The sequence below is a fragment of the Novosphingobium sp. BAM6 genome (assembly GCF_057784955.1).
The window spans coordinates 1-13,209 of sequence record NZ_JBYNTR010000014.1 but is presented as its reverse complement, the minus strand read 5'-3'; the positions used below and the strand labels follow the sequence as shown (position 1 = coordinate 13,209).

The following is a 13,209-nucleotide window of genomic DNA, read 5'->3' as shown; positions in this document are numbered from 1 at the left end:
GGGCCGGCAACAACGATCAGCGCAAGGGCAAGCCGGTTGATCAGGGCTTTTACCATGACTTGCGGATCCTGACCGAGATGAACCGCCCGATGGCCGAGAAATTGGTGGAATCAAACGGGGTGTCGTAGCCAGAACTGGTGACGATCGTGGGCGGTTTGGCATTGAGCAGGTTGTTCACTGTCATGCCCAGATCAAGGCCGCCGCTTGCGTGAAACAGCGCCGCCAGATCGATCGTTCTGGGACCGTGAATGCTGTAACGGGTGCTGGTGCGGGTGTCGGTCAGCTTCGAGGCAAGGTTGGCAAATCCGGAAAGCGAGAATTGCCGCGTTGAGTAGCTGATACCGCCACGGACACGGATATGGGGCGGATTGAACAGCGTTCCGGCCAGCTGGACCATTGACGCGCCAGCGATGAGCTGCCGGTCGCTGTCGATCCAAACGCCATCGAGTGTGAGGCCTAGCTTCGCGCCCTGAGGAAGGACCATGGTATAGCGCACCGAGCCGGTGAGCCCGCGATAGATTTCCCGCGCCACATTCTGGTAGCGATTGTCGAGAACGGCAACGACCGTATCGCCATCGTATGCAGCCCCCGTTCCATTTTGCAGGCCACGGCTGTTGGCTCCGGCAATCAGACTATCCTGGAACGTCTGCGACGGATCCGGATCGAGAAAGCTGGCATAAAGGTCGTTGGAAAAGGCGCGGGTGATCGACGAGATCGGGGTGGTGATCCGGTTGCGGTAGTTGAAATGAAAATAGCCCAGCGTTGCTGTTAGCCCGGGCAATCCTTTTGGTTTCACTTCACCCGACACGGTCCAGTTTTCTGAGCGTTCGGGTTTCAGGTTGGCATTGGAACCTGCAAGGTACAAGAATGTCGAGCCTGCGGGATAGCCGCTGGCATAGCTCGAGGCAGGCAGCAGCACCAGCGCATAGCCGTTGTATTGCTCATAGAAAGTCGGCAGTCGGAAAGAGCGGCCCCAACTGGCCTTGAGTGTTACACCCTCCACCGGCGCATAGATGATCCCGGCCTTGGGGACGGCGGCAGAGGCGGTGCCGCTGTTCGCCTCGTATCGAAACGCGCCGGTGATCGACAGCGAGCGCCCAAGGGCAGAAGCTTGCCCTGGCGCGAGCAGGGGGATGAACGTCTCGATATAGCCGAAGCGGTTATATCGATGGGTATCGAAGCCAGTGGTCGAAGCCGCCGATGCCGCCACCAGGGACAGGCTGGTCCTGCGTAGACCGCCGCCGATGGCAATTCGCACGGCGCCTGCGGGCAGAGCGAATACCGGGCCATCGGCATTGATCTCGATGGAAGAGGCCGAGTTGTCGTAGCGGCGGTCGCCTTGCGATGTCTGGACGCCCTGCGCATAGACGCCCGAGATGAAATGTGTCCTATCGAAGGCATAGGAGGTCAGCAGATTGCCGGTCCAGCCATGGCCAAGATTAGCCTTGAGCGTGGGGGCGACCGTGAAAGAGGGATTGTTGCCTCGGCTGTCCTGGCCGCCGTACAGGTGGCTCTGGCCTGCGGTTCCGCCGAACACCGAATACTGCCGGGTCTGCTTGTACAGCATGTCGATCCGGGCCGTGAGGGCGCTGCCGATATCTTGATGCGCACTGAGCAGCAGGTTGTGTCGTTTCAGGGATGGGTACAGCGAGGCATCCGTCCCCATCGAACTTGCATAGTCACGCTGCGATGCGGCGATACCCGAATTGCCGGTATAGGTATAAGCGGCCATGATGCCGCCACGCGCCCAGATGTGACCGGCGAGGAGACTGTACTGCTGCTGGAAATCGCCGCCATCGGTCGAGCCGCCGATGCGCGCCTCGGTTTCCAGACCCTGGTAATCGCTGCGCAAGGCGACATTGACGACACCGGCCACGGCGTCGGCACCATAGATCGCCGAAGCACCGTCGGCCACGATCTCGATCCGTTCGACCGCGCCGGCAGGAATGGCATCGATGTCGACGCCGGCATTGATGCCCGAGTAGCTTAGCCGGTTGCCGTTGAGTAGGGTCAGGGTCGCGTTGGGCCCCAGTCCCAGAAGATCGACCGAACTGGCTCCGTTGACGTTGCCATCGTCATCCCCCTGGCTTGTCCCGACGCCGGGATTCTGGCCGCCTGCGAAATTGAGCGGGGAACTGCGCAGGACTTCGCCCAGATCCGCCTGTCCGCTTTCATCGATGTCCTGAGCGGTGACTGTCCGGACCGGCGCCGAAGGTGGCGCGCCATGAATGCGGCTGCCGGTCACGAGGATCTGCGCGCCGGTTGGCTGGTCGCCCCCCGGCCGGGGGGCGTCGGTGATGCGCCGGATCGTCACCGCGCCTGCCGAGAACCGGGCACGAAGGTGCGTTCCTGCAAGAAGCCGCACGATCGCCTCGCGGGCGCTCAATCGTTCGTGCAGGGCAGGCGCGCGTAGGCTGTCGATGTCGCCGGGCGCGAACAGCTCCCAACCTGCGCGGGTGGCGACGTCGCGCAGGGCATCGCCGAGGCCTTGTGCCGGCATGTCGAATGGCAGGACCGTCTCCGTGCGAGCCGATGCCGGTATGGACAGCATGCCAACGCCGGTTCCCAGCGAAAGCGCGAAAAGCAATCTGTTCCTCATGATCAAAGCCCCCCTTGGTTTTGGCGGGATTTTCCCGCTACCGAGGAGCTTTGACGTGAGGGGAAGCGCGACCTTAGTGCGTGGTACGAATTTATTTTTCGTCGAGATGGATGCCGTCGGGTCGATGAGTGACGGCCAGAGAAAAGACGTCTGCCACCCTGGCGGCGATTCTGGCCGGGTCGGTAACCTTGAAGCGGCCCGATATGCGCAGTGTCCCAAGCCGGCTGTTGTCCAGGACGATGACGGGCGGGCCGTAGCGATTTGTGCGGGCGACCAGTTCGCTCAAGGGAACAGCGCGAAAGTCCAACCATCCTTGGGGCCAGTCCCGCTCATCCACATCCGAGGCTGGCGCCGGAGCCGGGTCGAAACGGGTTGCCGAATAGGACAAGGCCTGTCCCTTGATCAGCATGTGACTTGGCCTGATGTAGGCCGTGCTCGCGCGGGCCGCGGAGAGTGCGGCGTGTCCGTCGAGCAAGGCAACGCGTGCGCCGTAAGTGCCAACGAAATCCAGATCGAGGATGCCTTGCGAGCTCGTGACACGTCCCGATGCGATCGACGCGACGAAGGGAGTGGAATTGGATGCGATGGCGATCCGCGCGCGTCCGGACTGGAGCGTGAAGCGCCGCTCGCGGCCGCCGATATGCACCAGGGCATGGCTGTATGCATCGAGAGTTACGCGTGATCCATCCGGCAAGGTGAATACGCGGATCTGTCCTGCCTGGCTGGCCAGCGCGATGGTTGGCGCTGCCGCCGGCAGGACTTGGCGCGGAACGAGAAGATACCCTGCAACCCCTATGACCAAAGCGAGCGTTGCTGCCAGCGCGAGTGCCGCTCTGCCGTAAAAGTGGTGGGGGCGTGGCGATGGCTGGATAGTGCCATGTCGCGAAGACAGTTTCACGATGGCCGCTTCGGCAAAATGGTTTTCGGCCCAGATATAGGCACGCTGGTGGAGTGGCGAGGCGCCATGCCAAGCGATGAACGCATCCTCATGGTCCGGTGCATTTTCGCCCCGCCGGCGTACGAACCAGCTGATGGCTGTGTCCCGCAGGTCGGCAGGAAGTGGCGCGTTGTCGATCGGTGTCTCGTTCATCGGGCCGCATCCACATGAAGGGCGATGTGCCGCAGGGCTTTCATCATATGGTATTCCACGGTCGCCACGCTGATGCCCAGTCTTTGATGGATGTCGCGATAGGTCAACTCCTCGACCCGGTGCATGAGGAAAACCCGCCGGGTCTTTTCCGGCAGCAGATCGAGGGCATTCTCATACACGCGCAACAAATCGGCGGCCTCGATCGCATGGGACTGTACCGGTTCGGTGGCAAGATCCCGTTCCTCATCGAGCGGAAGATCGATGGCCGCTGCGTGCTTGTGGCGCCTGGCGCGATCGATCAGGAGATTACGGGCAATGCGTGCGATGAAGGCGGCAGGGTTGGAAAGCGAATGCGCCTGGGCGCTTCCGGCCGCGCGGACGAAGACATCTTGCACCAGGTCAGGAGCAAGATCCTGACCGGCACGGCGACGAAAATAGCGCAGCAATCTTGGTTCTTCCTGACGGAAAACGAGCGCAAGAGTGACGGCATGGGTCTCATTGCCCGGGCCGAGAGGTTCGGTGGCTTCGATCTCGATCGCAGGATCGCCGATCGATGCAGGCAGGGACGGCACGCTAGCATGTCCGCGACAGGCGCACGTCCTGCTCGGCAAAACCGAAGGACACGCTTCCATAGCTGCGCCGTCGTTGGGTTCGCCCAAGAAAACCTTGTGGCGTCACCGTTCCGGTCCGGCCGCCTGTCCCGACAGGACCGGCGTACATAATGCCTGGCAAGGTTGCGCACGGAGCGGCCAGAACGTGATCCGCGCCTGGTCATCATCGCTGCACCGCGATCATGGTGCAAGCGCGATTTAAGCGTGGCCCAATGCCGCGGCTTCAACCAGTTGCCGGGCAAACTTTCGCCGTCTGTCGTGGTATCTTGCGATCAGGTCGGACACCTTGCCGCGATCGCGTCCGCCAACGGCTGTGCGCAGTGTACGCAACTCCTGTGCTGTACGTGGCAGGATCGCGCTTTCCCATCGGCGAAAAGGCCCCAACCTGGCTGCAACGTTACCCAGTGCCCAATCCAGTTCCGGATCGCCGCTTCTTGCCGTGATCGAGGCGAAAAGGATCGCTGCCGCGTCGGCTTCTCCCTCCCGGTTCTGCGGGCTTTCGATGGACAACACCGGCAACGAAACGGCCGCGATGGCAAGCTGGGCCAAGGTATGATGCCAGGATACAAGGGCAAGGAACGCGGCCTCGTCGATCACCGGAACCTGAAAGCCGGCCCCCGGTCTGGTCGTGACAAGTCGCTCTCCCGACAGTCTGTTGAGGCTATCGCGTACAGGGGTGATGCTGACTGACAGATCGGTCGCGAGTTTCGCGGCCTCGAGGTGAAAGCCCGAAGGCCACGCACCGCTCACAAGACGCCGTCGCAGCGCGTGATAGGTCGGCTCGAGTACGTGCGCAGGGCTCACAGGTCCATTCCGTTTGGCGAGCAATGCGCTCCTTCGCGGCGGGGAGATGGCGAGGCGCAGGTGTCCGGTGGCCTGCCGGACGTCCACCGTCGGGCCGCTGTGGGTCGCGTGAGTTGGCTATCGGTCATGCGATCGCATCGGCCATCACAAATGGCATCATCGTCAGCGGGACCGGCGCGAAGATGTCGCTCTTGTGCAGACGTTCAAGCGTGTCGGGCGCGATGGCGATGTGAAGCGCAACAATCCAGGAATTGCCATGCCGGACAGGTCGACCCAGAGCTTCGCAATCCCAGCCAAAGGTGCAGATCTGTTCGAACCAGGCCTGGTCGGCCACGCCCGTATAGGCCGTGATGCCGACATTCATCGCATACCAGCTTAGCGCGGTGACAATCCGGTTCCGGGCGAGGCGGCGTTCCGCAGCGCGCTGGTGGCGATCGAGGCAGAAACGGGTGATCTCTCGCACGGTTGGACCGGCCGGAGGCGGAGTGGAACACAGATGCGCGAAACAGTCGGCGAGCAGGTGGGGGCGGTCGGTGCGCAAGAGTCGGCTCGAGGCCCTATGGCGTCCCTGTTCATCGCTTAGCACGAGATACCGGGCATCGGCATTGTCGAACTGGTCGATTTCCAGATGCTCTGCAGACACCGGTACGTCCCAGCCCAGAAGATCGACGAAAACCTCCTTGCGTGCCTGGAACATGGCACGAAGTGGTGACCGGCTGCGCGCCAGCGCGCCGTCGTAGAGTTCTGCAATCATGGTCATTTTCCTGTGCAGTGATGCCTCTGCAAGGAAGACGATTTGCGTGCGAGTCGCCTATCCCCATATCTGGGGAGCCGGGCGCGGGAAGCCTCCAGGCGTCAATCGCGCCAGCGAAAGATATCTGCATAACTGACCAGCCCTTCGAACAGCGCATAGACGATGAGCAGTTCGCGCCGACCGATATTGTAGCGTAGCCGGGCATCCTTGAGGTGCTGGGCTGCGGTCTGGTAGCTGATGCCTTCTATGTTGGCGATTTCAGAATCGCTTTTGCCGCGCGCTGCCCATAACAGGCAGGTGATTTGCTTGGGCGTCAGGCGCGCCTTTTGCGGGCGTGACACTTGTCCTGACAACTGACTGGCACGTTCCAGTGCCATCGCACCAACGGCTTCTGCGACAATCAGGTAGGGCTCGGGCAGGCTTTGAGATCCGGTGACAAAGCTGCAGCTTCCGGTCAGGGTGCCCGGCAAATGCCGGGGAACGGTGAAGCCATCGCAAATCCCGAATTGCCGGCCAATTTCCAGCATGATGCATTCCTGCTTGGTGAGGGGTATAAGTGCGCCGATCCTTTGCCAGCGAAAGCCGACCATGCTGTGCTCTCCTGCCCGGCGAACCGGGTCCGTCGCGGCCAAGTTGAAGCCGGTATAGACGTCGGCCCAGTTTGCGGGGTAGTCGTGGACCAACAGCGATGTTCCAGCATTTCCGCCAAGGCCGATTTCCAGCGCAAGTGCGAAGCGTTCGAAACCCATGTCATAGCTGGCGCGCGCCAGTGCCTCGTGGAGTTCGTCGAGCGATGAGGCCTGCAGGATCGGCGCGCGCAGCGCCTCTATAAGCGCAAGTCGCATATCAAAGCACTGCGTCTGCGACGGCACGTTCGCCTCACCGTGCGCAAAACACCCTTTCAAGCTGTGTGCCCCGTTGCAACGATTCCCCGTCGTGCCCTGGACACAGGCTGGTGCCGGTCGAGACTCCCTCTTCCGCAAAGCGATCAATTTTTATTGATGCTGCAACTATTTCTGAACAATGTCCGATTGGCAACGTCTTTTTATGTCAGCTGGTTGCTCAACCGGGACGCAAAGGGCCTTGCTGCGATATCATCGGGGGCAGGGGCTGGGCAGATTTCGAACGTGTCCTGCCTCTGCTACGCTCCTCCTTCTGGCGCTGCCATGGCACCGTCCAGCATCATACGAGCCCGATGAAGGGAGGCATCCACCGCACCAGTTTAGTGGCGCGCGACACCGAGCGATACTTATGAAATTCCGCGCGTGATCGCAGTATCGGGTACTAAAATTCGGCCAGAAGATCGGCCAGAAGATCGGCCAAGGGATCTTTCCATAACCTGTAGGGCAAAACATAAAGTGGAAATAGGGCTCGAAAAACTGCTGTTCTATGGCTAATGCAAGCGCAAGAGCACTCGCTAGGAAGATCGGCCAAACCTGTGGCGACAAACGTCGAATCCCCTACCCAAATCGAGCCAGCTCGCATCGACGCGCCAACCGGCGATTGAACGGATGCGGTGGAATGCTTCCCTTCATCGCATCAGTTCAATTTCCAGGCGGGGTATCCCACGTCCTGCACGCGAGGGTTCGAATGGCGAAGGTGCAAAGACCCCGACCCGTATCAATATCCATCACGGGCTGGGCAGTCTCTGCTCGCCGAGTGGTCTGAATGATCAACCCTGCCTAACAGGGATTTATGATTCAGACCCAAGCCATTTCCGACTAAGCGTCATGCTGGTGCCTGCACCCGTTGCCGCTTGATGTGATTGATCAGCGCGCGCAGCTTGGGCGCGATATTCCTGCGGTTTGGAAAATATAGAAAGAAGTCGGGGAACGAAGGGCCGCGGCCGATAGCTTATTGGTGGTATGATACCCCGTTAAAGAACGTGGCCCGTGGGCATTTGAGCACTTGAGAGTGGTAGCGCCGCGTCGCGGTGACCCCGGTTAGGAAAATGACGGTTTGCATCGCCCATACCCTCCGGACCCGGAGGAGAATGTGGAATGACTGGACCAAAATCTGGAAGCATGAACGCCCTGTCCATGGTCAATCCGGGCGCAGCCGCCGTTGATATTGGCTCGACCATGCACATGGCAGCCGTCAATCCGAATGCTGACGGTGATCTTGTGCAATCCTTTGGTACCTTCACCGGCGATCTGCACGCCATAGCGCGCTGGTTCAAGACTTGCGGTGACACCAGCGTGGCGATGGAATCGACCGGCGTCTATTGGATACCGGCCTATGAAGTGCTCGAGGAACATGGCTTTCGCGATCCTCGTCAACGCCCGTTACGCCAAGAATGTGCCGGGCCGCAAAACCGATGTGAACGACGCCGCCTCGCTACAACGCCTTCACAGCTATGGTCTACTGCGCGGCAGCTTTCCCCCGGAAGGAGGTGCGCCACGCTCCGGGCCTATTTGCGGCAACGTGAACGCCTGATCGAATATTGCGCCTCGCACATCCAACACATGCAGAAGGCGTTGATGGAGATGAATGTCCAGCTCCACCATGTCGTCACTAATATCACAGGGGTTACGGGCATGCGGATCATCAGGGCGATCGTCTCGGGTGAGCCGGTGCCAGATACCTTGGCGGCGATGCGCGACATTCGCTGTCATGCATCTGCCGAGAAGATATGCGCGGCCCTGCCTGGCACCTGGCGAGATGAACACATCTTTGCCCTCGAGCAGGCTCTGGCGCTGTACGATTTTTACCAGACCAAAATTCTTGATTGCGACCGAAAGCTTCTTCTCATCGCTCAAGCGCATCCCGCGACGCACCTACAAAACACGCGACGAAGCCCGGCAGGACGTGTTCGATTATATCAAGATGTTCTACAACCCGATCTGTAAGCATGCCAGAAACGGGATGCTGTCGCCCGTCGAGTTCGAACGACGGCAGGCTTTGAGGGCTCAAGGTGTCTAGAAAACTAGGGGCTACTCAGGGGTAGCGCCCCTCGGCGATTGGGCATCTAATTTTTGTCCTGCTCGTTTGAGGTCACAACCTGGTCATCGAACTGCGTCGCCTGGGGTAGCGCCCCTCGGCGATTGGGCATCTGGCCTTGCTCCCCGCTACGCAAACTTTTATCCTGGCGCGGCAATAGTTTTTCAACTGCAGTTGCAGCACCGAGTAATGCTAAGGCCAGGGCAGTGCCAGTGAGGACCAGACCGTATTGGCCGGCAGCGGCTGTAATGCCGACCGCTGCCGCCATCCAAAGGCTAGTTGCAGTAGTCATGTTGCGGACATCGCCCCCACGCACGAAAATAAGTCCGCCAGCGATGAAGCCGATCGCTTGCGCAAGCCCTTGGATCACGCGAACCGGATCGCCTTGGCCGTGATGCTCCACCATTTCTAAAGCGGAGAGTGTTAGCATACCTGAGCTAAGGGCGACGAGGCCGTGCGTGCGAAGGCCCGCATCATGACCGTGCCGTTCCCGCTCTAGGCCCAACGCAACACCTAACACTGTTGCCAGTCCGAGCCGCAAGATTGCTGTAGTGAAATCCCCGTCAAGCATTGGCGATATCCGGATGGTTGTGAGCCTTACCAATGCTCACACAATAACGGCTACGCTCGGCTGCTCCGTTTTTGATGAAGTTCGCGGACGAGCCAGCCGTCAGATCTACCTTCCTGACGCTCCGCTACTGTTTGCATTTCTTTTTGCTCTGACAATATCCGTTCGGAATTAGCAGCAAGGATTTTGGATACCTGAACAGTGCAGGATGTAGTCCCGTCCGTCGGATCTGCGACCTGTGCGTGTACTTCTTCGTTCTCGATGGAAACAGCGAAAGCTTGTGCCGACGCCCGGTTGAGAAAAACGAAGGAGAAGACAATCGTCTTTATTTCATCCGCCTCCTTACTAAGTTGCATTTCGTTGGTCGCTCTTGTTTCGTCAGCATATTCGGGATTCCGAATGTTGGACGATCCGGAACGTGCAGGCCCAGTGGTCGGACGCAGTTGTACACCTTGGTAGGAGGGAGGGCAGATCATCTCGTTCTCAGCCTCGGCGTTTTTAGAGCTGTCTTCATCTGGTCTCATGCTTAATTCTCCTCGATTTTTCGTCCGCCTTATAATCAGGCTGATCGTTGAGGGTCATGATCGACGTCCCCGTCGCACCGTTCCTTTTCGGGATAATCCTCCGGTTTGACGCTCCTGACGACGGGCCGATCATCCGCCTCTTCTGGTTTCTGAGCGTCGCGCGTTGGAGGATTGTGCTTCTCGTCTGGACGGGCGTCCCCATTTGACCGTGCGGTGTTTCATAGGGATCATCGCCAGCACGTAGCCGGGGCTCCTCACCGTTTGTGAGCGTGATCTTACGGGGCATATCGCTCCTTCCGTTCCGTTACATGATGGAAGGGCCAGGTATTATTATCCGTTCCCAGCAACCGAGTATTCCTAACCTCGATCAAGTCACGCTCCTCCAGCAATCGGACAGACTGATCCATGTTAGCGCATGGGCGCCATCCGGGAACGCTGTCGGTGGGGATCGCTTGGTGAAGCATAAGCGTTCCGGCGTGGCACCCCCGCCAACCCACTGCGGAACAGCATCGGCACAATTTAAATGGTTGGCATATTACCAATGCACTTCATACGAATAGGGACCCACAATGACGGACTTGCGTGACGATGCCCCGCCGGCCACGATAAAGCATGCAAGTGCCATGCAAAATGCGGTGCGCGAAAGCGCCTCCGGTGAGAGAGGCACCCTTATTGCCTGTTCTGTGACAATTAATCGCAGCAGAGACGATCTGTATCGATTCTGGCGGCATTTTCCGAACCTCACCAAGTTCATGGAACACGTGAGGCGTATTGATGTGGAGGATGATCGCACGTCTCATTGGGTCGTGACAGGCCCCGCCGGAATGACCGTCGAGTGGGACGCAGAAATCGTCCAGGACCTTCCCGGTGAAGCATTAGCCTGGGTATCGACGAATAGCTCAGACGTTTCCAATAGCGGCCGAGTGGAATTTAGCGATGCAGGCGGGAGAGGGACAGTCGTGACTGCAACAATCCTCTACAAGCCCCCGGCAGGGTTTGTTGGCAAGTTGGTCGCCAAGCTGTTCCAGCGCGAACCCGGCACCCAGACGCGGCGCGATCTCAGGCGCCTCAAGCAACTCATGGAAACAGGCGAGGTTGCCACCGCGGCCCGCACGTTCAAGCAACGCGAAGAGGAGACTGCCTGATGCGCGCAGTAACTTGGCACGGCAAGCACGACGTTCGGGTCGATACCGTGGATGACCCCGAAATCCTCAATCCGCGTGACGCCATCATCAAGGTGACGTCAACGGCGATCTGCGGCTCAGATCTGCACCTTTACGACGGTTTCATCCCTACGATGAAGGCAGGCGATATCCTCGGCCACGAATTCATGGGCGAAGTCGTCGAGACAGGTTCCAGATCGACTTTGCAAAAGGGCCAGCGCGTAGTCGTGCCGTTCACTATCGCTTGCGGAAGCTGCTATCATTGCGGCAAGCATCAGTACTCTGCCTGCGACAACGGCAACCCGGCGGACAATCAGGATATAGCTCAGGAACTCTACGGCCAGCCGATGTCCGGTCTATTTGGCTACAGTCACATGACCGGCGGCTATGCGGGCGGCCAGGCTGAATACGTGCGTGTGCCGTTCTCCGACGTGGGGCCTATCGTCATTCCAGACGGCATCGATGACGACCGGGTGCTGTTCCTTTCGGATATTCTTCCCACGGGCTGGCAAGCGGCGGAGAATGCGCAGATCGAGCCGGGGGATACGGTCGCAGTGTGGGGATGCGGCCCGGTGGGGCTTTTCGCCGTCCAGTCTGCTTTCCTGATGGGCGCAGAACGCGTCATCGCCATCGACCATTTTCCGCGCCGCCTCGAACTCGCGCGAAAGTTCGGAGCGGAGACAATCAATTATGAAGAAACAAAAACATACGAGGCTCTGATCCAGATGACAGGTGGTATAGGCCCGGACGCCTGCATCGATGCGGTGGGCCTCGAAGCCCATGGGTTCTTCGCGGACAACGTTTGGGATCAAATCAAAGTCTCGACCTTTACGGGGACCGACCGAACGCACAGCATACGACAGGCGATCCATGCCTGCCGCAAGGGCGGACGGGTTTCGATGCCCGCCGTTTACGGTGGCTTCGTCGACAAGTTCCCGCTTGGCGCGTTCATGGAAAAAGGCCTGACCCTTAAGACCGGCCAGACTCATGTGCAGCATTATCTGCCGGGACTGCTCAACGCCATCGTCGAGCGCAATATCGACACCACATTCCTCATCAGCCATCGACTGCCATTGGAGCAGGCGCCAGAGGGGTACCGCCTGTTTCACGACCATCAGAATGACGTGACCAAGGTCGTGATGAAGCCTGGCCTCGACCGCGTCGCCGTATGAGGAGAGTCGCACATGGCCGATAAATTCGCCGTCATTACGGACGCGGCCATCGGGATCAGGTTCGAGCTTGCGCATTGCGTCGTGTGGGCCGGTTACGATCTGCTGGTGGTAGCGGACGAACCGCTATCGAGGCAGCCGCAACCGATTTGAGCTTGCGCAGGGCAACGTCGTGCCAATGGAGGCAGTTCGTCAACGCTGGATGGCATCGACCGCCCGCTTACCGTCTAAAAGATGTCGATTAGGCCCCTAAAAGGCCGCCAAAACTACGAAGATGGTTGCAGGCAATGCCGCGCAAAATGCGCGGCTCATTCAAGGAGATCCTTATCCGGGCGGAAGCGCAAACCGGTCAATTGGGAGAAGCACGCATGGATGTCGAAATCTCAATACTGCTTCCTGAGGCTAGGTTACTTGGAGAGAACTTTGCAAATGGTCACGATATATCGACACGTGCCGTTCTGGCGCAGCGTCTCGCTGGGTTGTGCGGCGGCCGGGTCATCGAGCCGGGCGTGCGATCTGATTCTCAACCGTTCTTCATTCCCGCTGATACTTTGACTCTCAAGGAGGCTACCCAGTTTGGGATCCTATCTGAAGAACAATTATACGGAGGGGCTGTGCCCGAGCCGTTCGTCGCGACGAAAATTATTAGCCATGGGCTCTGGGATGCTGCTGCTATTCATCCCTTCGGTTGGGCGCGGACATTGAGCGCCAACCTCGGCGATGCGGTGTTGCGCGGCTACTCCGTGTTTTCGGCTGATGAAGCGCGGGTGGCAGGCCGGATGCTGCTCGAACTTGGGCCTATCAGGCTAAAAGATGTCGAGGCAACATCGGGGCGAGGACAGGTCGTCGTGCGCGATTGTGATGCCCTAGTGGATTGACCGGAACGAAAGAGTCCGGTTGGGGATTCCCAGCGGCTTGCAGGCGTGCCAGTCTCGCAGGATGCGCGATGGCATCAGCTTCACCGTTTCGGCCTCCGACCGTCAACGC

General features: G+C 59.5%; 13 protein-coding genes and 2 pseudogenes. 6 read left to right on the top strand and 9 right to left on the bottom strand.

From position 1 onward, the window contains the following. Window positions 1-49 precede the first annotated feature (49 nt). From AC3EC3_RS18385 to AC3EC3_RS18355, 7 genes and pseudogenes are all read right to left on the bottom strand, one after another. Window positions 50-2,599 carry a TonB-dependent receptor domain-containing protein gene (locus AC3EC3_RS18385; protein WP_488491047.1) on the bottom strand — a complete coding sequence of 850 codons (2,550 nt, stop codon included), beginning with the start codon at window positions 2,597-2,599 and terminating at the stop codon, window positions 50-52. A gap of 91 nt (window positions 2,600-2,690) precedes the next feature. Then, a complete protein-coding gene (locus AC3EC3_RS18380) occupies window positions 2,691-3,689 on the bottom strand; it encodes a FecR family protein (protein WP_488491046.1) in 999 nt (332 codons plus the stop codon). Then, entirely contained in the window at window positions 3,686-4,261 is a 576-nt protein-coding gene (locus AC3EC3_RS18375) for an RNA polymerase sigma factor (RefSeq protein ID WP_488491045.1), read from the bottom strand. Before AC3EC3_RS18375 ends, AC3EC3_RS18380 begins: the two co-directional genes overlap by 4 nt. A gap of 237 nt (window positions 4,262-4,498) precedes the next feature. After that, window positions 4,499-4,897 (bottom strand): hypothetical protein, encoded by a 399-nt coding sequence (locus tag AC3EC3_RS18370; RefSeq protein WP_488491069.1) that lies wholly within the window; start codon window positions 4,895-4,897, stop codon window positions 4,499-4,501. 15 nt (window positions 4,898-4,912) lie between these two features. Further along, window positions 4,913-5,104 (bottom strand): annotated as a pseudogene (locus AC3EC3_RS18365) (GntR family transcriptional regulator); the annotation flags it as partial. 124 nt (window positions 5,105-5,228) lie between these two features. Further along, entirely contained in the window at window positions 5,229-5,864 is a 636-nt protein-coding gene (locus tag AC3EC3_RS18360) for an acyl-homoserine-lactone synthase (protein ID WP_488491044.1), read from the bottom strand. Between the two features lie 95 nt (window positions 5,865-5,959). Then, a complete protein-coding gene (locus tag AC3EC3_RS18355; protein ID WP_488491043.1) occupies window positions 5,960-6,730 on the bottom strand; it encodes a LuxR family transcriptional regulator in 771 nt (256 codons plus the stop codon). Window positions 6,731-8,114: 1,384 nt separating this feature from the next. Between AC3EC3_RS18355 and AC3EC3_RS18350 the strand changes: the two genes are divergently transcribed. Both AC3EC3_RS18350 and AC3EC3_RS18345 read left to right on the top strand, forming a co-directional pair. Further along, the gene (locus tag AC3EC3_RS18350; protein WP_260929166.1) at window positions 8,115-8,294 is read left to right on the top strand and encodes a hypothetical protein; all 180 of its coding nucleotides are present in this window, start codon (window positions 8,115-8,117) and stop codon (window positions 8,292-8,294) included. A 300-nt stretch (window positions 8,295-8,594) separates the two neighbouring features. Next, a pseudogene (locus tag AC3EC3_RS18345) lies at window positions 8,595-8,780 on the top strand (IS3 family transposase); the annotation flags it as partial. 46 nt (window positions 8,781-8,826) lie between these two features. Here the strand turns inward: AC3EC3_RS18345 and AC3EC3_RS18340 are convergent. Together AC3EC3_RS18340 and AC3EC3_RS18335 are read right to left on the bottom strand one after the other, a co-directional pair. Then, window positions 8,827-9,369, bottom strand: a complete 543-nt coding sequence (locus AC3EC3_RS18340) for an MgtC/SapB family protein (RefSeq protein ID WP_488491042.1) — start codon at window positions 9,367-9,369, stop codon at window positions 8,827-8,829. Between the two features lie 50 nt (window positions 9,370-9,419). Next, window positions 9,420-9,890, bottom strand: a complete 471-nt coding sequence (locus AC3EC3_RS18335) for a ribonuclease E inhibitor RraB (RefSeq protein WP_488491041.1) — start codon at window positions 9,888-9,890, stop codon at window positions 9,420-9,422. 569 nt (window positions 9,891-10,459) lie between these two features. Between AC3EC3_RS18335 and AC3EC3_RS18330 the strand changes: the two genes are divergently transcribed. The 4 genes from AC3EC3_RS18330 to AC3EC3_RS18315 all read left to right on the top strand — a co-directional run bounded on the left by AC3EC3_RS18330 (window position 10,460) and on the right by AC3EC3_RS18315 (window position 13,100). Beyond that, complete coding sequence (locus AC3EC3_RS18330) at window positions 10,460-11,035, top strand: SRPBCC family protein (protein ID WP_488491040.1); 576 nt, start codon at window positions 10,460-10,462, stop codon at window positions 11,033-11,035. Beyond that, the gene (locus tag AC3EC3_RS18325) at window positions 11,035-12,225 is read left to right on the top strand and encodes a zinc-dependent alcohol dehydrogenase (RefSeq protein ID WP_488491039.1); all 1,191 of its coding nucleotides are present in this window, start codon (window positions 11,035-11,037) and stop codon (window positions 12,223-12,225) included. Before AC3EC3_RS18330 ends, AC3EC3_RS18325 begins: the two co-directional genes overlap by 1 nt. Before the next feature lie 12 nt (window positions 12,226-12,237). Continuing rightward, the gene (locus tag AC3EC3_RS18320; protein WP_409934972.1) at window positions 12,238-12,375 is read left to right on the top strand and encodes a hypothetical protein; all 138 of its coding nucleotides are present in this window, start codon (window positions 12,238-12,240) and stop codon (window positions 12,373-12,375) included. 146 nt (window positions 12,376-12,521) lie between these two features. Beyond that, a complete protein-coding gene (locus AC3EC3_RS18315) occupies window positions 12,522-13,100 on the top strand; it encodes a DUF3182 family protein (RefSeq protein ID WP_488491038.1) in 579 nt (192 codons plus the stop codon). Window positions 13,101-13,209 lie beyond the last annotated feature (109 nt).